20 protein-coding genes are annotated in these 17831 nt (G+C 73.0%); 16 read left to right on the top strand and 4 right to left on the bottom strand.

Annotated features, from left to right (window positions below; genetic code table 11):
• Nucleotide 1 precedes the first annotated feature (1 nt).
• From NUH29_RS09320 to NUH29_RS09310, 3 genes are all read left to right on the top strand, one after another.
• Nucleotides 2–259 (top strand): glutaredoxin family protein, encoded by a 258-nt coding sequence (locus tag NUH29_RS09320; RefSeq protein WP_258798818.1) that lies wholly within the window; start codon nt 2–4, stop codon nt 257–259.
• The gene (locus NUH29_RS09315; protein ID WP_258798817.1) at nt 256–552 is read left to right on the top strand and encodes a Dabb family protein; all 297 of its coding nucleotides are present in this window, start codon (nt 256–258) and stop codon (nt 550–552) included. The genes NUH29_RS09320 and NUH29_RS09315 overlap by 4 nt, the downstream gene beginning before the upstream one ends.
• 89 nt (nt 553–641) lie before the next feature.
• The gene (locus NUH29_RS09310) at nt 642–854 is read left to right on the top strand and encodes a YegP family protein (RefSeq protein ID WP_258798816.1); all 213 of its coding nucleotides are present in this window, start codon (nt 642–644) and stop codon (nt 852–854) included.
• 66 nt (nt 855–920) lie between these two features.
• On the opposite strand, the gene aspS is transcribed toward NUH29_RS09310, so the two are convergent.
• A complete protein-coding gene (aspS, locus tag NUH29_RS09305) occupies nt 921–2240 on the bottom strand; it encodes an aspartate--tRNA(Asn) ligase (protein WP_258798815.1) in 1320 nt (439 codons plus the stop codon).
• A gap of 45 nt (nt 2241–2285) precedes the next feature.
• On the opposite strand from aspS, the gene NUH29_RS09300 reads away from it, so the two are divergent.
• Entirely contained in the window at nt 2286–3236 is a 951-nt protein-coding gene (locus NUH29_RS09300; protein ID WP_258798814.1) for a phosphotransferase family protein, read from the top strand.
• Between the two features lie 179 nt (nt 3237–3415).
• On the opposite strand, the gene NUH29_RS09295 is transcribed toward NUH29_RS09300, so the two are convergent.
• Nucleotides 3416–3775: a winged helix-turn-helix transcriptional regulator gene (locus NUH29_RS09295; RefSeq protein ID WP_258798812.1), complete on the bottom strand. Its 360-nt coding sequence runs from the start codon at nt 3773–3775 to the stop codon at nt 3416–3418.
• A gap of 64 nt (nt 3776–3839) precedes the next feature.
• Between NUH29_RS09295 and NUH29_RS09290 the strand changes: the two genes are divergently transcribed.
• The 6 genes from NUH29_RS09290 (at nt 3840) to ccsB (ending at nt 10768) form a co-directional block, all read left to right on the top strand.
• Nucleotides 3840–6101 carry an LLM class flavin-dependent oxidoreductase gene (locus tag NUH29_RS09290; RefSeq protein ID WP_258798810.1) on the top strand — a complete coding sequence of 754 codons (2262 nt, stop codon included), beginning with the start codon at nt 3840–3842 and terminating at the stop codon, nt 6099–6101.
• A gap of 95 nt (nt 6102–6196) precedes the next feature.
• Nucleotides 6197–6826 (top strand): histidine phosphatase family protein, encoded by a 630-nt coding sequence (locus NUH29_RS09285; RefSeq protein WP_258798809.1) that lies wholly within the window; start codon nt 6197–6199, stop codon nt 6824–6826.
• Complete coding sequence (locus NUH29_RS09280; protein WP_258798808.1) at nt 6823–7443, top strand: TlpA family protein disulfide reductase; 621 nt, start codon at nt 6823–6825, stop codon at nt 7441–7443. The genes NUH29_RS09285 and NUH29_RS09280 overlap by 4 nt, the downstream gene beginning before the upstream one ends.
• A gap of 3 nt (nt 7444–7446) precedes the next feature.
• Nucleotides 7447–8181 carry a cytochrome c biogenesis CcdA family protein gene (locus NUH29_RS09275; protein WP_258798807.1) on the top strand — a complete coding sequence of 245 codons (735 nt, stop codon included), beginning with the start codon at nt 7447–7449 and terminating at the stop codon, nt 8179–8181.
• Nucleotides 8159–9793 (top strand): cytochrome c biogenesis protein ResB, encoded by a 1635-nt coding sequence (resB, locus tag NUH29_RS09270; protein ID WP_258798806.1) that lies wholly within the window; start codon nt 8159–8161, stop codon nt 9791–9793. The genes NUH29_RS09275 and resB overlap by 23 nt, the downstream gene beginning before the upstream one ends.
• Before the next feature lie 9 nt (nt 9794–9802).
• Nucleotides 9803–10768 (top strand): c-type cytochrome biogenesis protein CcsB, encoded by a 966-nt coding sequence (gene ccsB, locus NUH29_RS09265; RefSeq protein WP_258798805.1) that lies wholly within the window; start codon nt 9803–9805, stop codon nt 10766–10768.
• Between the two features lie 133 nt (nt 10769–10901).
• On the opposite strand, the gene NUH29_RS09260 is transcribed toward ccsB, so the two are convergent.
• Nucleotides 10902–11879 carry an o-succinylbenzoate synthase gene (locus tag NUH29_RS09260; protein WP_258798804.1) on the bottom strand — a complete coding sequence of 326 codons (978 nt, stop codon included), beginning with the start codon at nt 11877–11879 and terminating at the stop codon, nt 10902–10904.
• A 42-nt stretch (nt 11880–11921) separates the two neighbouring features.
• On the opposite strand from NUH29_RS09260, the gene NUH29_RS09255 reads away from it, so the two are divergent.
• From NUH29_RS09255 to NUH29_RS09240, 4 genes are read left to right on the top strand one after another with little or no spacing between them, the layout of a single operon-like run.
• Nucleotides 11922–12284 (top strand): hypothetical protein, encoded by a 363-nt coding sequence (locus NUH29_RS09255; RefSeq protein WP_258798803.1) that lies wholly within the window; start codon nt 11922–11924, stop codon nt 12282–12284.
• On the top strand, nt 12281–13207 hold the full coding sequence (locus NUH29_RS09250; RefSeq protein ID WP_258798801.1) for a 1,4-dihydroxy-2-naphthoyl-CoA synthase: 927 nt from the start codon (nt 12281–12283) through the stop codon (nt 13205–13207). Before NUH29_RS09255 ends, NUH29_RS09250 begins: the two co-directional genes overlap by 4 nt.
• A 4-nt stretch (nt 13208–13211) precedes the next feature.
• Complete coding sequence (locus tag NUH29_RS09245) at nt 13212–14351, top strand: AMP-binding protein (protein WP_258798800.1); 1140 nt, start codon at nt 13212–13214, stop codon at nt 14349–14351.
• Nucleotides 14352–14398: 47 nt separating this feature from the next.
• Entirely contained in the window at nt 14399–15475 is a 1077-nt protein-coding gene (locus NUH29_RS09240; protein WP_258798799.1) for a 1,4-dihydroxy-2-naphthoate polyprenyltransferase, read from the top strand.
• 13 nt (nt 15476–15488) lie between these two features.
• Here NUH29_RS09240 and NUH29_RS09235 read toward each other — a convergent pair whose 3' ends face one another.
• On the bottom strand, nt 15489–15752 hold the full coding sequence (locus NUH29_RS09235) for a DUF4229 domain-containing protein (RefSeq protein WP_258798798.1): 264 nt from the start codon (nt 15750–15752) through the stop codon (nt 15489–15491).
• Nucleotides 15753–15805: 53 nt separating this feature from the next.
• Between NUH29_RS09235 and NUH29_RS09230 the strand changes: the two genes are divergently transcribed.
• Together NUH29_RS09230 and menD are read left to right on the top strand one after the other, a co-directional pair.
• On the top strand, nt 15806–16171 hold the full coding sequence (locus tag NUH29_RS09230; protein ID WP_258798797.1) for a PLD nuclease N-terminal domain-containing protein: 366 nt from the start codon (nt 15806–15808) through the stop codon (nt 16169–16171).
• Nucleotides 16168–17826, top strand: a complete 1659-nt coding sequence (gene menD / locus NUH29_RS09225) for a 2-succinyl-5-enolpyruvyl-6-hydroxy-3-cyclohexene-1-carboxylic-acid synthase (protein WP_258798796.1) — start codon at nt 16168–16170, stop codon at nt 17824–17826. The genes NUH29_RS09230 and menD overlap by 4 nt, the downstream gene beginning before the upstream one ends.
• The last annotated feature ends 5 nt before the right edge of the window (nt 17827–17831 follow it).

Genomic DNA, 17831 nt, shown 5'->3' with positions numbered 1-17831 from the left:
GGTGTCCGCACCGCGCCTGACCCTCCTCGGCAAGCCCGGATGCCATCTGTGCGACGACGCCCGGGCGATCGTGCTCGAGGTGGCGGGGGAGCGCGGGCTCGCGCTCGAGGAGCGCAACATCCTGGAGGACGAGGCGCTGCTCGACCGGTACGCCGAGGAGATCCCGGTGCTGCTGATCGACGACCGGGTGCACACCATCTGGCGCGTCGACCCCGCGCGGTTGCGCCGCGCACTCGACGAGAGGGAGGAGACGGCGTGATCCGTCACATCGTCAGCTGGCGGCTCGCGTCCGCCGATCCGGAGCAGCGCGCAGCCGACGCCGCGGGCATCAAGTCGCGCCTCGAGGGGCTCCGCGGGGTGCTCGCCGCCGAGCGGATCGACGTGGGCGTGGACCTCGGCGCGACGGAGGGCAACTGGCACGTCGTGCTCGACTCCGACTTCGCGGACGCCGACGACCTGGCCGCGTACCAGGTGCATCCGGCGCACGTGGAGGCGGCCGCGTTCATCCGCTCGGTCGCCGAGGCGCGCAGCTGCGTCGACTACGAGCGCTGACCTCGCCGCGCCGTGACCCCCTAGCGGGGGTGGCCGATCCGGTCTAGTCTCCAGGGATCACCTCCCCCCGAGCGTTCGAGGAGCCCCCGATGCGTTTCCAGGTCCTGCGCAGCAAGAACCCCACGCAGCCGTACTTCTGGCGCATCGTCTCCGAGAGCGGGCAGACGGTCGCCGTGAGCGGCAACTACGTCGCCAAGGCCTCGGCGGTCGCGATGGTGGAGGCCGTCATGCGGTCGATCCCGCGCGCCACGATGGAAGACCTCACGGTGCTCCAGGAGCCGCGCTACCAGCAGACGGCGTGAGCCCATCCGTGAGAGCACGCACTTCTGCGTACCCTCACGGTCGACAGCACGCAGAAGTGCGTACTCTCACGGCGTCAGGCGGTTCGGCCCGCGGAAGAGGTAGGTGACCTCGCGGATCGAGGGCTGGTGCAGCAGCAGCATCGTGACGCGGTTGAGGCCCATCCCGAACCCGCCGTGCGGCGGCACGCCGTAGCGGAAGAAGTCGAGGTAGAACCCGAGCTCCTCGGGGTCGAGGCCCTTCTCCTCGGCCTGTGCGACGAGCACGTCGACGCGGTGCTCGCGCTGGGCGCCGGTCGAGATCTCGACGCCGTTGAACAGCAGGTCGTAGCTGTTGGTGAGCGTCGGGTCGTCGGCGTGGCGCATGTGGTAGAACGGCCGGATCCCGGTGGCGTAGTCGGTGACGAACACGAACTCGTGCCCGTACTGCTCCTTGACGTACTCGGCGAGGCGGCGCTCGCCCTCGGGGTCGAGGTCGCCGTCGGCGCGCGGCACGGTGTAGCCGCGGGACTCGAGGATGCTGTGCGCCTCGGCGAGCGGGATGCGCGGGAACGGCGTCGAGGGCACCGTCACCTGGATGCCGAACGCCGCCTCGATCTCGGCCCCGTGCTTCTCGGCCACCGCGGTGAGGCCCGCCACGAGCAGCTGCTCGTGCATGGCCATGACGTCCTCGTGCGAGTCGACCCAGCTCATCTCGGCGTCGACCGAGATGAACTCGGTGGCGTGCCGGCTCGTGAACGACGGGTCGGCCCGGAAGGCGGGTGCGACCTCGAACACCTTGCCGAAGCCGGCCGGCTGCGCCATCTGCTTGAAGAACTGCGGGCTCTGCGCGAGGTAGGCCTTCGTCTCGAAGTACTCCACCTCGAACAGCTCGGCGCGCGACTCGGACGCCGACGCCATGAGCTTCGGGGTGTGGATCTCGATGAAGTCGTTCTCGACCCACCAGCTGCGCAGGGCGTGCAGGAACGTGGTCTGCACCCGGAACACCAGGTTCTGCTCGGGGCGGCGCAGGTCGATGAAACGCCAGTCGAGGCGCTTGTCGATCGACGAGTCCTCGGCGATGGGGATGTCGAGCGCGGGGGCGGCCACCTCGATGTCGCCGATCTTCACCTCGAGTCCGCCGAGCTTCACGCGCTCGTCGTGCTTGAGCTCGCCCGTCACCGTCAGGAAGGTGCCGTGGGTGAGGGCCGAGATGCTCGTGGCGAGCGGATCGGCTCCGGGCTCCTCGATGTCGGTGCGCGGGTGCACGAGCTGCACGGCGCCCGACTCGTCGCGCAGGATGACGAACTGCACCTTCTTCTGATCGCGCACCGTCTCGACCCATCCGGAGACGGACACCGGTCCGTCGGGCTGGGCGGCGAGCTGCTTGACGAGGGTGCGGGAGGTCACGGGGGGAAAGTCTAGTCGCGCCACCGGAGGGGCTATCCTCCGGGCGTGAGCTTCGATCCGCCCGATCCCGACCGGCTCGCCCGGGTGCTCGCGCCGCTCGGCGAGCTCACCCGGCTCGACCTGCTCGAGGGCGGCACGTTCGCCTCCGTGTGGGAGGCGGGGTTCGCATCCGGTGCGGAGGCGATCGTGAAGATCGCGCCGGCCGACGACGCCCCCTCGCTGCTGCTCTACGAGGAGCGGATGCTGCGCACGGAGGCGTGGGCCATGGGGCTCGCCGCGGAGCGCGGGTGGCCGTATCCGCGGCTGCTGCTCCTCGACACCGGGCGGGATGCCCTCCCGGTCGACGTACTCGCGATGAGCCGGATGCCGGGCGAGCGCTGGGACCTCGCCGCGGCGACCATGTCGGATGCGGCGAACGATCGCGCGACGCGGGAGCTGGGTGCGGTCCTCGCGCGCGTGCACGCCGAGACGGGTGCGGAGTTCGGCTACCCCGGCTCGTCGACGCTGCGCGCCACGAGCTGGCCCGAGGCGGTCGCGCTCATCGTCGAGAGCCTGCTCGCGGATGCGCGGCGGGCGGGCGTCGCGCTGCCGGATTCCCGCATCCGCGCCGCCGTCGCACGCGGACGGGAGGCGCTCGCCCAGGTCACGGTGCCGCGCCTGGTGCACGGCGACCCGTGGCGCGGCAACGTCTTCGTCGTGCCCGAGTCGGGGCGGGTGCTCGGGCTGATCGACGTGGAGCGGGCGATGTGGGCGGATCCGCTGTTCGACGTCGTCGCCGGCGACGCGATGAACGTCGGCGATCCGGATCCGCGGCTCGCCGCGGTCCCGGTGTTCTCGCCGGACGAGCGCGCCCGGATCGAGCTCTACCGCATCTGGTTCACGGTGCTCATGACGACCGAGATCGTGCCGCGCGGGTTCTCGGGCGACTGGCTCGTGCCCTACCGTGCCGAGCTCGCCGCGAACCTGGCGACGCTGCTGGAGCGCGCCGGCGCCTGACCCCGCCCCGAGCATCCGTCCCAAATCAAGGAGTCGAGCAACCGAAATCAAGGAGCTGCGCGCTTGCCGGGGCCGCAGTGGGCGACTCCACCCTCATCCGTCACATCGGGTCCTTGATTCGGGTTGCTCGACTCCTTGATTCGGGGGGCGGGGGGCGGAGGGCGGATGCGGCTGCGCGGCTAGCCCGCCTCGCGGCGTGACTCCCCGTCGGCGAGATCGCCCCAGCGATGGCCCCAGCTGGCGAGCGGCTGAAGGGCGCGCAGCAGTTCATCGCCGGCGCGGGTCAGGCGGTAGCGCACCTGCACCGGCGTCGTGGGCACGACGGTCCGATCGACGAGACCCGACGCCTCCAGCTCGCGCAGCCGCTGCGCCGCCATCCGGTCGGAGAGGCCGTCGACGGCGGCCACGATCGCGCTGAACCGCGTCGCGCCCCGACCGATCGCGAGCAGGATGCCGGAGCTCCAGCGGCGACCCACGAGTTCGGTCGAGGAGATCAGACGGCGGCAGGCTTCGTCGTCGATGTGCTGGATGTCGTCCACTTACCCAGAGTAAGCGACTTACCGGCGCGTTGCCGGGGCGCGCCCGAGCGGCGAGGCTGTGGTCATGCCCGACTACGGTCACCCCCTGCGCTTCGGCACCTTCATCACCCCGACCGCTGCCCGACCCGATGCGCCCGTCGCGCTCGCCCGGCTCGCCGAGGAGCTGGGCTACGACCTCGTGACCTTCCAGGACCACCCGTACCAGCCGGCGTTCCTCGACACCTGGACGCTGCTCAGCTGGGTCGCCGCGCAGACCAGCAGCATCCACGTCGCCGCCAACGTGCACAACCTGCCCCTGCGTCCTCCGGCCGTGCTGGCGCGGTCGGCTGCGAGTCTCGACCTGCTGTCGGGGGGTCGGTTCGAGCTCGGCCTCGGCGCGGGCGGCTTCGTCGACCCGATCGTCGCGATGGGCGGCCCGCGCCGAACACCGGGCGAGAACGTCTCGGCGCTCGAGGAGGCGCTGCCGATCATCCGCGGCCTGTGGGACGTCGACGAGCGCGGCGGGCTGCGGGTCGACGGCGAGTTCTACCGCGTCGACGGGGCCAAGCGCGGCCCGGCGCCCGCCCACGACATCCCGATCTGGATCGGCGCCCTGAAGCCGCGGATGCTGCGCCTGATCGGCCGGTCGGGCGACGGCTGGCTGCCGAGCTGGGCGTACCTCGGGGAGGGCGGACTCGCCGCGGGCAACGCCGTGATCGATGCGGCGGCGGAGTCGGCGGGGCGCGACCCCCGCGAGATCCGGCGGCTGCTGAACATCGGCGGCCGGTTCCACGACGACGAGGCGGGGTTCCTGCAGGGTCCTCCCGCGAGCTGGGTGGAGCAGTTGCTGCCGCTCGTCGTCGACGACGGCGTGTCGACGCTGATCCTCGCGAGCGACGACCCAGCCGCCCTCGAGACCTTCGCGACCGAGGTGGCTCCCGGACTGCGCGCGCGGGTCGCGCAGGCGCGCACCGCGGGCGGTGTCGCCGTGTCCGACCGCGTGCGTCCCGCATCCGCGCTCGCGGCCCGCGCGGCCGGAATCGACTACGACGCCCTGCCCGACTCCCTCGCCGCGAACGCCGTCGAGCCCGGCGACCGCGAGTACCGCCGGGTGCGGTCGACCTACATGCGCGGAGGCTCACCCGGCCTCGTGCTGCGCCCGCGTGGCGTCGAGGAGGTGGTCCAGGCGATCGCGGTGGCGCGGGAGCACCGCCACCTCCCCCTCGGCATCCGCAGCGGCAGCCACGGCATCAGCGGCCGCTCGACCAACGACGGCGGCCTGGTGATCGACGTGTCGGCGCTCCGCGGCATCGAGGTGCTCGACGAGGATGCCCGTCTCGTGCGCGTCGGACCGGGCGCCCGCTGGCAGGACGTCGCCGCCGCGCTCGCGCCGTACGGCTGGGTCATCACCTCCGGCGACTACGGCGGCGTCGGCGTGGGCGGCCTCGCGACGGCCGGCGGCGTCGGGTACTTCGCCCGCGAGCACGGCCTCACGATCGACGCGATGCGCGCCGCCGAGCTCGTTCTCGCGGACGGCAGCGTCGTGCGCGTCGACGCCGGCCACGACCCCGAGCTGTTCTGGGGTGTCCGCGGGGCTGGAGCCAATCTCGGGATCGCGACGGCGTTCGAGTTCGAGGCGGCGGAGGCCGGGGACGTCGGCTGGGCGCAGCTCGCCTTCGACGCATCCGATACCGCCGCGTTCCTGGCCGGTTGGGGCGAGACGATGGAGTCGGCGCCGCGCGACGTGTCGGGCGAGATCATCCTGGGCGCACCACGTGGGGGCAGGTCGACGGCCATGGCGCTGCTGCTCGTCGACTCCTCCGACCCCGACACGATCCTCGAGCGGCTGCAGCCGTTCGCCGAGCTCGCCCCGCTGCTCGAGCAGTCGATCGTGGTCGCCCCCTATGCGGCGGTCATCGCCAACGCGCCCGGCGAGTCCAACGGCGGCCACGGCGCGCCCGTGGCGCGGGGAGGGCTCGTCGAGCACCTCACGCCGGAGCTCGCGGACGAGCTGGCGCGGATGCTGCAGAGCGGTCGCGTGCACTTCTTCCAGATCCGGGCGGTCGGCGGCGCAGTCTCCGACGTGCCGGAGGACGCCACGGCCTACGCCCACCGCTCCGCGAACTTCTCGCTCGCGGCGATCTCGGGCGATGCCGACTGGCTGAACGCGACGTGGGACGCCCTCGAGCACCACATCCTGGGGGTCTACCTCAGCTTCGAGGCCGACCCCCGCGGCGACCGGGTCGAGCGCGCCTTCCCGCCGGAGACCCTCGCCCGCATCCGCGCGCTCAAGTCCCGCGTCGACCCGGACGGCCTCTTCCGCGACAACTTCTTCGTCGAGGGGTGAGGGGTCTCAAAGTGCACGGGACACGCCGTCGGGGGTGCAGTTTGCGACCCCTCACCCGGGGAACGCGGGCGTCGGGCCGCTCGTAGACTGGACGGGTGCCGGCCGACCTCGTCCATCTCGTTCGCCACGGCGAGGTCTTCAACCCCGACCGCGTGCTCTACGGGCGCCTGCCGGGATTCGGGCTGTCCGAGCTCGGCCACCGGATGGCGGCCATGGCCGCGGTCTCGTTCGCCGATCGCCCGGTCACCGCGCTCGTGGCGAGCCCCCTGCAGCGCACCCGGGAGTCGGCGGCGCCGTGGGCGGCGCGATTCGGGCTCGAGCCGCGTATCGACGAGCGCCTCATCGAGCCGGCCAACCGCTTCGAGGGCACCAATGTGCGCCGGGGCCTGCGTGACCCCCGCAACTGGCCCTACCTCGTCGGACCCTGGCGCCCGACCTGGGGCGAGGCGTTCACCTCCATCCGCACCCGGATGATGGCCGCGGTGGCGCAGGCGTACGCCGAGACCGACGGCGGCGACGCGGTGCTCGTCACCCACCAGCTGCCGATCTGGATGGTCGCGCGCACCGTCGCGCGCAAGCCGCTCGCCCACGATCCGCGCACCCGCCGCTGCGCGCTGTCGAGCATCACGACCCTCGCCTGGAGGGACGGCGCCTTCGTCGAGGTGGACTATCAGGAACCTGCGGCAGAGTTGCTCGCGCAGTCCATCGACCTGGGAGCCGTGTGATCACCCGAGAAACCCGCCGTATCGGCGTGCGCCTCGCGCTGCCCGCGGCCCTGCTCGCGGCGCTGCTCGCCGGCTGCACCCCTCAGGCGGACGACCTCGCGGGGCAGTACGAATCCGGGGGCGGCGGGGGGTACATCTCCGGCGACGGGCGCGTGATCCAGCCCCCGGCATCCGAGCGCGAGGACGCGATCGCCTTCTCGGGCACCCTCGACACCGGCGACGCCTTCGACTCCGCCTCGCTCGCCGGCACCGTCACCGTCGTCAACTTCTGGTACGCCAGCTGCCCGCCCTGCCGCGAGGAGGCGCCCGACCTCGAGAAGCTGCGCGCCCAGTTCGAGGGCGAGGACGTCACCATGCTCGGGGTCAACGTGAGCGACACCGCGGATGTCGCCCTCGGCTTCGAGAAGAAGTTCGGCATCGGCTATCCCTCGATCGTCGACGGCGCCGACAACGCCGTGCAGCTCGCCTTCGCCTCCTCGACGCTCGCGCCGAACTCGGTGCCGACGACGCTCATCCTCGACACGCAGGGGCGCGTCGCCGCGCGGATCAGCGGGCTCCTCGAGAGCCCGAGCGTCGTCGCCGACATCGTCGCCGAGCTGCTCGCCGAGAAGGGCTGAGCGGTGGATCCGGGCGAGATCGTCATCTCCGGCGGGCTGTGGTTCGCCGTGCCCATCGCGCTCGCCGCGGGTCTCATGTCGTTCCTCTCGCCCTGCGTGCTGCCGCTCGTGCCCGGGTACCTCGGCTACGTGTCGGGCGCCACGGGCGGCACCCCCCGCACGCGCTCCCGGATGACGCTCGGCGCCCTGCTGTTCGTCGCCGGCTTCTCGCTCGTGTTCATGGCGGTGTTCGTGCTCGCGGGCACGGTCGGGCGCTTCCTGCTGCAGTACGGCGACCTCATCATGCGCATCGGCGGGGTGCTCATCATCGTGCTGGGTCTGGTGTTCATCGGCCAGGTCACGGTGCTGCAGCGGCAGGTGAAGCCCACCTGGCGCCCGCGCACCGGACTCGTGGGCGCGCCGCTGCTCGGCATCCTGTTCGCGCTCGGCTGGACGCCGTGCATCAGCCCGACCCTCACCGCGGTCGGCTTCCTCGCCGGCTACGGCGGCGAGCCGTGGCGGGCCGTGCTCATCGGCCTCGCGTACTGCGCCGGACTCGGGGTGCCCTTCGTGCTCGTCGCGCTCGGCTTCGGCTGGGTCGGGTCGAGCCTCGGCTGGGTGCGCCGCCACATCCGCGCCGTCAACATCGCGGGCGGCGTGCTGCTCGTGATCATCGGCGTGCTCATGGTCACGGGGCTGTGGAGCGTCATCATGTCGGAACTGGGGGCGGTGATCGGTGGCTTCAGCACCCCGCTCTAAGGCGCCCACCGAGCGCAGCGGCGACCCGCACCGGCCCGACGACCACATCGACGCCGAGCCGGCCGCCGACGGCATCGCCCAGCCGAAGCTGGGACCCGTCGGCTACCTGCGCTTCTTCTGGCGGCAGCTCACCAGCATGCGCACCGCGCTCGTGCTGCTGCTGCTGCTCGCGCTCGCCGCGGTGCCGGGTTCGCTCGTGCCGCAGCGCAGCTCCGACCCGAACGGCGTCATCCAGTACGAGCAGAACAACCCCGACACCTTCCAGGTGCTCGACGCGCTCGGGGTGTTCTCGACCTTCAGTTCGCCGTGGTTCTCGGCCATCTACCTGCTGCTGTTCATCTCGCTCGTGGGCTGCATCCTGCCCCGCACGAAGCACCACCTCGACGCGCTGCGCGCCCGCCCGCCCAAGACCCCGGCTCGGCTGTCGCGGCTCGTCGGCTACACCGAGCAGACTGCGACGACGGATGTCGAGACCGCGGTCGAGGCCGCCCGCGCCACCCTGCGCGGCGCCGGATACCGCGTCGAGCGCTACCGCGACTCGATCTCGGGCGAGCGCGGCTATCTGCGCGAGACGGGCAACCTGGTGTTCCACACTGCGCTCGTCGGCGTGCTGGTGACGGTGGGCATCGGCGGCGGCTTCGGGTACACCGGCCAGAAGGTGATCATCCAGGACACCTCGTTCACCAACTCGCTCGCGAGCTACGACTCGTTCAACCCCGGCCGGTTCTTCACCGATGACGCGCTGGAGCCGTTCTCGGTGCGCCTCGACGACTTCGAGGGCAGCTACGAGCTCGACCCGTCGACGGGCAACTACCAGCCGGTCGACTTCACGGCGCACCTCTCCACCCGCACCCCGGGAACCGACTGGACGGATGCCGACCTCAAGGTGAACTCCCCGCTCGAGCTCGGCGGCACCAAGATGTACCTGCTCGGCAACGGGTTCGCGCCCGTCGTGACCGTGCGCGATCCGGACGGCGAGGTCGCCTTCTCGGGGCCGGTCGCGTTCCTGCCGCAGGACGGCAACCTGCGCAGCCTCGGCGTCATCAAGGTGCCCGACGGCCTCGACGAGCAGCTCGGCTTCCTGGGGTACTTCTACCCCGACCCGCTCGAGCTCGCGGACGGCACGTATACCTCCGTTTCGCCCCACCCAGGAACCTCGAGCCTGCTCTCCCTGACCCTGTACAAGGGCGATCTGGGGCTCGATGCGGGCGTCTCGGTGAACGCCTATTCGCTGAACGTCGACAACCTCACCCAGATCGCGGGGCCGAAGGCCGACACCCCGGCGATTCAGCTGACGCAGGGACAGACCGCCGAGCTGCCCGACGGTCTCGGCACGATCGAGTTCACGGGGCTGCAGCGCTTCGTGAGCGTCGAGTTCCACCACGACCCGACCGAGGGGTGGGTGCTGCTGTTCGCGCTGCTCATCCTCGGCGGCCTGCTCGTGAGCCTGTTCGTGCCGCGGCGCCGCATGTGGATCGCCGTCAGCGCCGACGGCGACGGGGTGCGCCTCGAGTACGCGGGACTCGCCCGCGGCGAGGACCCGGGGCTCGAGGCCGCGGTCGCCGACGTCGCCCGCAAGCACGCCGCCCGGCTCGACTCCCGACGAACGTAGGATGAACCCGTGACGACCGCGACCCTCGCCGCCTACTCGCTGCTCGCCGTCTACTCGGCGGCGGCGGTGTACGTGCTGGCCTTCATCGGCTACGTCGTCGACCTCTCCGGTCGCTCGAGCCGCGCGCTCGCGGCGCAGCCCGCCGCATCCGCGTCGGTCGCGTCGACCACGGGCACCACCACGGTGCTCGCCCCGCCCGCGCCGCCGACCGCCGCCCCGGAGGTGCGCGATAGCCGCGCGGCCCGCGTCGCGTTCGCGCTCACCGTGCTCGGCTTCGTCATCCACGTGCTCGCGCTCGTGCTGCGCGGCATCGCCGCCGCGCGCGCCCCGTGGGCGAACATGTTCGAGTTCGCCGTCACCGGCACGGCCGTGATCGTGGGCGTGTACCTCGCCGTCAACATCTTCCGCAACGTGCGCTACGTCGGGGCCTACATCACCGGGCTCGTCTCGCTGCTGCTGATGCTCGCGACCATCAACGTCTACGTCGACGTCGTGCCGCTGCCGCCGGCCCTCCAGTCGGGTTGGCTCGTCATCCACGTCTTCGTCGCGATCCTCGGCACCGGGTTCTTCGCCCTCGGCGCGGGGCTCTCGATCGCGCAGCTGCTGCAGGCGCGGCGCGAGACCGGCGCCACCGACCAGCCGCGGTTCCTGCGCGGCTTCCCGAGCTCCGAGGCGCTCGAGAACACGGCCTACCGGGTGAACGTGATCGGCTTCGCGTTCTGGACCTTCACGCTCATCGCCGGCGCGATCTGGGCCGAGCACGCCTGGGGTCGCTACTGGGGATGGGACACCAAGGAGGTCTGGACCTTCATCATCTGGGTCGTCTTCGCCGGCTACATCCACGCCCGGGCGACCCGCGGATGGCGGGGTGCCCCCTCGGCCTGGCTCGCGATCGTGGGCTTCGCCGCGGTGCTCTTCAACTTCACCGTCGTCAACCTCTTCTTCAAGGGGCTGCACGCCTACAGCGGGCTGTGAGTTCTCTTGCGCCGCGATAATCCGCGGCGCCGGCCGAGAAACGCCACGAGCGCGGTCGCGGCGTTTCTCGAGTGCCGACACAGAGATCCCTGCACGGAGGACGAGCCGGTCCCGCAGGCTCTCGACGAGCGGGTCAGGGGAGTAGAGCGGCGCAGCGGCGGATGCGGGCGTGCCACCACGCCACCCGATCCGGGGGTGCGGCGTGGGCGCGCAGCATCTCGGGGTCGGGGTCGACGTCGCGCACCGGGATGGCACCGTCGACGGGCAGCAGCGGCTCGCCGGTCACGTCGGCCGCGAGCAGTGCGGCGGTGCCGAGGCCGCAGTCGTAGTCGAGTTCGGGCAGGGCGGCGGCGAGCCGGGCGCCCATCGCGAGCCCGACCGAGGTGTCGATCGCGCTCGAGACCACCGCAGGCAGCCCCGCCTCGGCGACGATCCGCAGCGCACGGGCGACGCCGCCGAGCGGCGGCACCTTCACCACCAGCAGGTCGGCGGCGCCGGCGCGCGCGACGGCGAGCGGGTCGTCGGACTTGCGCACGCTCTCGTCGGCCGCGATCGGCAGCTGCCAGTCGTGCAGCCGCCCGCGCAGCTCGGCGAGCTCGTCGATCGTCGCGCAGGGCTGCTCGAGGTACTCGAGGTCGAAGCCGGCGAGTTCGTGGGCCGCGCGTTCGGCCTGGTCGACGTTCCAGCCGCCGTTCGCGTCCACCCGGATCCGCCCCTCGGCCCCGAGGATGCGGCGCACCTCGCGCACGCGCGCCACGTCGTCGGCGAGGGTCTCGCCGGCATCCGCGACCTTGATCTTCACGGTGCGCACCTCGCCGAACCGCGCGAGCACCTCCGCGATGCGCTCCCGCGGCACCGTGGGCAGCGTCGCGTTCACGGGGATCGTGTCGCGAAGGACGGGCGTCCGCTCGCCCCAGGCGGCCTCGACGGCGGCGGCGAGCCAGGCCGCGCTCTCGGCGTCGTCGTACTCGAGGAACGGCGCGAACTCGCCCCATCCGTTCGGGCCGCGCAGCAGCACCGCCTCGCGCTCGAGGATGCCGCGGAACCGCGTCGCGAGCGGCAGCCGCACGACGTGCGCCGCCGCGAGGAGCGCGTCGACGTCGGGATGCATGGCTCCAGTGTGCACCGCGACCGCCGTCGCTAGGGTGGGAGCGTGAGCGACGGGCTGCAGATCTTCGACGTGCCGGCGGATGCCGAGCACCTCGACGACGGTGCGCCCGAGGGCGACGCGACCGCGCCCCGCCCCCGCTGGCCCGGCTCGGTCGCCGGCGGCATCGCGATCCTCATGGTGGTGACCTGGGCGGTCGCCCTGGCGTGCTCGCTCGCCGGGCTGTTCGAGCTCGGTGTCGGCCTCTCGCTCTCGGCCATCCTGCTGAGCGTGCTGGCGGTCGCCGCGGGCCTCGTGGCGGTGATCGGTCGCTGGGGACGCGGCTGGGGCATCGCCGCGATCGCGGTCGGGGTGCTGCTGAACCCCATCGTGCTGCTCTACGGCCTCAGCTGGATCGGCGCGCTGTGAGCGGCGATCCCGCGGTCTCGGAGCTCTTCGACCCCGAGCGCTGGCGCGCGGTTCCGGGCTTCGACGATCTCGCCGACACCACCTACCACCTCGACACCTCCGGTCGCATCGCCCGCATCGCCTTCGACCGGCCCGAGGTGCGCAACGCCTTCCGGCCGCAGACCGTCGACGAGCTCGCCCGCACCCTCGACGACGCGCGGCAGAACCCGAGGGTGGGCGTCGTGCTGCTGACCGGCAACGGGCCGAGCCCGAAGGACGGCGGGTGGGCGTTCAGCTCCGGCGGCGACCAGCGCATCCGCGGGCGCAGCGGCTACGAGTACGCGGGGTCCGATCCCGGCACGCGGCCCGCGGGCGCTCCCCGATCCGGCGCCGGACGGCTGCACATCCTCGAGGTGCAGCGGCTCATCCGCTTCATGCCCAAGGTGGTCATCGCGCTCGTGCCCGGGTGGGCGGCCGGCGGGGGCCACTCGCTGCACGTCGTGTGCGACCTCACGATCGCCAGCCGCGAGCACGCGCGCTTCAAGCAGACGGATGCCGACGTCGGCTCGTTCGACGCGGGCTACGGCTCGGCGTACTTCGCGCGGCAGGTGGGTCAGAAGTTCGCGCGCGAGGTGTTCTTCCTGGCCGAGGAGTACGGCGCCGAGCGCGCCCACGAGATGGGCGCCGTGAACGCCGTCGTGCCGCACGCCGAGCTCGAGAGCACCGGGCTCGCGTGGGCCGAGACGATCCTCGGCAAGAGCCCGACGGCGATCCGCATGCTCAAGTTCGCGATGAACGCGGTCGACGACGGGATGGTCGGGCAGCAGGTGTTCGCGGGCGAGGCGACCCGTCTGGCGTACGGCACCGACGAGGCCGCGGAGGGGCGCGACGCGTTCCTCGAGAAGCGCGACCCCGACTGGGGCCCGTACCCCTGGCACTTCTGAACCGATGAGGCCCCTCGTCCAGGTGCCGGCCGCCGCGGGGCACTCCGCGGTGCTCGAGGCCCTGCGCGCGGCGCTCGCCGGCGGCCCCGCGCTGTTCGTCGCCTCCGGGGAGCCGGGTGCGGATCCCTCCCCGCTGCCCGCCACGGTGGCCCAGCACGTCGGGCTCGTGGTCGAGACGAGTGGCACCACCGGCCGCCCGAAGCGCGTCGTGCTGCCGACGGATGCGGTGCTCGCCTCCGCCGCGGCGAGCGAGTCCGCGCTCGGGGGCCCCGCGCAGTGGGTGCTCGCCCTGCCGGTGCACTACATCGCCGGCCTCAACGTGCTCGCGCGGTCGCTGAGCGCCGGCACCCGACCGGTGGCCGTCGGCGCGGGCGGATTCACGGCGGAGGCGTTCACGGCCGCCGCGTCCGCGCTCGACTCCGACACCTCCCACGCCGTCGCGCTCGTGCCCGCCCAGCTCGCGACGCTGCTCGGTGACGCCTCCGCCCGGGCGGCGCTGCGCGGCTTCCAGGCGGTGCTCGTGGGCGGACAGGCCACCCCGGCGCCGCTCGTGGACCGCGCCCGCGAGGCGGGCATCCGGGTGGTGCGCAGCTACGGGTCGAGCGAGACGAGCGGCGGGTGCGTCTACGACGGCGTCCCGATCGGCGGTGCGCACGTGCGGGTGGTCGACGGCGAGGTGCAGCTCGGCGGCACCACGATCGCCGACGGCTATCTGGGCGACCCGGAGCTGACCGCGGCGCGCTTCCTCGACGACGGCGGCATCCGCTGGTTCCGCACCGCCGACGCGGGCGACTGGGACGGTGCGCGGCTGCGCGTGTCGGGCAGGCGCGACGACGTGATCGTCTCGGGCGGCGTCAAGATCGCGCTCGCGGCGATCGAGGAGGTGCTGCAGGCCCAGCCCGGATGCGCCGACGCGGTCGTCGTCGCCGTACCCGACGCCCGCTGGGGCGAGCGGCCGGTCGCGATCTGCAGCGGCGACGCGGTCGACGACGCGGCGGCGATCGCCGCCGTGGGGGTGGCGCTCGGGTCGGTGGCGCGTCCCGAGCGGATCGTGCGGCTCGCCGCGCTGCCGACGCTCGCGAGCGGCAAGCCCGATCGCGGCGCGCTCGGCGCCCTCGCAGCGAACTCACCCCCCGGTGGTTGAGTAGCACCCGCAGCGTGCGTGTCGAAACCCTCAGTAGGCTTCCCCTCGTGGCGAAGCAGCAACGGTTCGATCCCCAGGCCGTCGATCGCGCGCGAGGCAGCGCGCGCCCGAAGACGACGGGGCCCGCGACGAAGACCCCCGGCAGGAACGCGTCCTCGAAGGGGCGCGGCAAGAGCGGTCGCCCGGGAGGGCGCCCGCCGGCCGAGGCGAGCCCCGCGACCCTCGGAACCTGGATCTCGGCAGCCCGGCCCGCGACTCTCGCACTCGCCCTCGCGCCCGTGGCGCTCGGCACGGGCGCGGCCGCGCTCCTCATGCCCGTGTGGTACGACCACTGGGTGCGCGCGCTGCTGTGCCTCGCCGTCGCCGCCCTGCTGCAGATCGGCGTGAACTACGCCAACGACTACTCCGACGGGATCCGCGGCACCGACGCGCACCGGGTGGGGCCGGCACGGCTCGTCGGGTCGGGCCGCGCGAAGCCGCGCCACGTGCTCGTCGTCGCCCTGGTGTTCTTCGGGCTCGCCGCCGTCGCGGGTCTGGCCCTCGTGGTGCTCACCCAGCACTGGTGGCTGCTCGCCGTCGGCGCGGTCGCCATCGTCGTCGCCTGGTTCTACACCGGGGGCAGGCGCCCGTACGGGTACACGGCCGGACTCGCCGAGCTCGCCGTGTTCGTCTTCTTCGGCCTCGCGGCCGTGGCGGGCACGACGTTCGTGCAGGTCGGGACGGTCAACCTCGAGTCCTGGCTCGGCGGTGTCGCGGCCGGCCTGTTCGCCGTCGCCGTGCTGCACGTCAACAACCTCCGCGACCGGGTGCAGGACCGCGCGGCCGGGAAGCGCACCCTCGCGGTGCGGCTCGGCGACATGCCGTCCCGTGTCGTGTACGCGCTGCTCGTGGCGGCGCCGTTCGGGTTGCTCGCGTTCTACGCGGTGTTCTACGACCTCGCGGCGTACGTGTACTTCGCGCTCTTCGCGGCGGCACCGGCGATCCTCATCGTGATCACGGCGCGCACCGCGCGGGAGTTCGTCACCGCCCTCAAGCTCACGCTGCTGAGCGCGCTCGCCTACGAGGTCGGCCTCGCGGCGGCCCTGGCGCTCGTCGTGCAGGCGGGCGTCGGCGCGTCGACCTGATCCGGGCGGCGGGTCACTCCCCGTCTTCGGCGCGCTCGTCGACGCCGCGCTCGTCGGAGACGGGAGCCTGCTTCGCACGGGCGCGCTCGCGCCCCTCGGCGAACTCGGTCGACACCCGGTTCCGGAGCGTCGGGAAGAAGATGTAGGCGACGGTCAACCCGATCACGGTCGCGACGATCGCCGCCAGCCAATACGGCAGCCCGACCAGGTAGAGCAGGGCGAAGGTGCCGCCGAACAGGGCGAGGCGCAGCAGGGTGTACGGGATCCAGGCGGGCACCCGGCAATTCTAGGTCGCCGGTGCTGAGCGTCCGTCCGGCCTAGAATCGGGTCATGGCCGCCCTGCTGCGCTACCTGCCGTTCATCGTGGCACTGGTGCTGCTCGTCGCCGCGGTGGTCGACATCGTGCGGATCGAGCCCTCCCGCGTGCGGGCGCTGCCCAAGCCGCTGTGGGCGGTGATCGCGATCGGTCTGATCTTCATCGGTCCCATCCTCTGGTTCGCCCTCGGGCGCGAGCCGCTCGAGCCGCGGCAGGCGGGCCGCCTGCGCCAGCCGCCCGCGGCCCCCGACGACGACCCCGAGTTCCTGCGCCGCATCGCCCGCGAGAAGGAGCAGGAGCAGCGCATCCGCGACCTCGAGAAGCGGCTGTCCGAGCTCGACGGCGACGCCGACGGCGAGACGCCGAAGAACCCGCGGTGACGCCTCCCGCACCCGACGCCCCCGCGAGCGTCTACGCCACCGCGCTGCTCGCGGGCCTGGTCCGCCGGGGGGTCACGGATGTCGTGGTGTGCCCCGGTTCCCGGTCGCAGGCCCTCGCGCTCGCGGCGGCGCGGTTCGAGCAGGCCGGACTGCTGCACCTGCACGTGCGCATCGACGAGCGCTCGGCGGGGTTCCTCGCGCTGGGTCTCGCGGCCGAGACGGGCGTGCCCGCGGTGGTCGTCACCACCTCGGGGACCGCGGTCGGCAACCTGCACCCGGCCGTGCTGGAGGCCGCGCATTCCGGGGTCCCGCTGCTCGTCGTGAGCGCCGACCGGCCCGAGGAGCTGCGGGGTGTCGGCGCCAATCAGACCACGCGTCAGGCGGGCATCTTCCGCGACGTCGCCCCGCAGTCGTGGGACGTGCCGCCGCCGGTCGGCGACGCGGGCGAGGAGGATGCGGCGGACGCGCTCGCGGCGGAGCTGCTCGACGGCATCCGGGGGCCGCGTCACGTGAACCTCGCCTTCCGCGAGCCGCTCTCGTCGCCGGTGCGGCTGCCCGAGATCGAACCGGGGGAGTGGGTGTCCGCGGCGGTGCCCGCCGCCGACACGATCGAGCTCGCCCCGGCGCCCGGCACCGTCGTGGTTGCCGGAACGGGCGCGGGCGAGCAGGCGGAGCGGATCGCGCGCGAGCTCGGGGCGCCCCTGCTCGCCGAGGTTGCGAGCGGTGCCCGCTTCGGCCCGAACCTCGTCGCCGCGTACCGGGAGCTGCTGGGAACGGCCGGCTTCGGCGACCGGGTGGAGCGCGTCGTCGTGTTCGGGCATCCGACCCTCAGCCGCGAGGTGCCCGCGCTCATCGAGCGACGGGGTGTCGAGACGGTCGTGGTGCGCACCGCGGGTCTCGACGACTACAACCCCGGCCGGCGGGTCGCGCGGTTCGCCGACGAGCTCGTGGTCGACACCTCGCGCGAGCCCGACCCGTCGTGGCCGCGCCGCTGGGTGCACGCCTCGCGCACGCTCCTCGAGGTCGACGACGGCTCGGTCGCCTCGATCGGCACCGACTACGCCGAACGCGCCGCGTTCGCGCGCGAGCAGCTGCAGCGGATGCGCGCCCCGGTCACGCGGCGCGACCTCGCCGAAGCCGTGTGGGCGGCGAGCTGGCCGCACGATCGGCTGGTGCTGGGCGCGTCGCGGCTCATCCGCGAGCTCGACCGCGTGGCGCCCGGCAAGCGCATCCCGGTGCACGCCAATCGCGGGCTCGCCGGTATCGACGGCACGGTCGCGACGGCGACGGGCATCGCCCTCGCGTCGCAGCGCGACGAGACGCGTCCCGGCGTCACGCGTGTGCTGTTCGGCGATCTCGCGCTGCTGCACGACGTCGGCTCCTTGCTCGGCGGCGAGGGCGAGGAGTGGCCACGGTTGCAGCTCGTGGTGGGCAACGACCACGGCGGCACGATCTTCGACGGGCTCGAGGTGGCGCGCTCCGCCGACCCGGCGCTCGCCGATCGGGTGCTGCTCACGCCGCAGCACGTCGACCTGGCGGCCCTCGCATCCGCCTACGGCTGGGAGCACCGGCTGGTCACCGAACGGGGCCAGCTCGACGGCGCCCTCACGCCGACCCCCGGCCGCGTCGTCGTCGAGGTCGCGCTCGCCCGCTGAGGCGC

This window comes from Protaetiibacter mangrovi, assembly GCF_024752305.1.
Lineage (GTDB): Bacteria > Actinomycetota > Actinomycetes > Actinomycetales > Microbacteriaceae > Homoserinibacter > Homoserinibacter mangrovi.
Note: the sequence above shows the minus strand (reverse complement) of the source record. Positions and strands in the feature narration are given on the sequence as shown.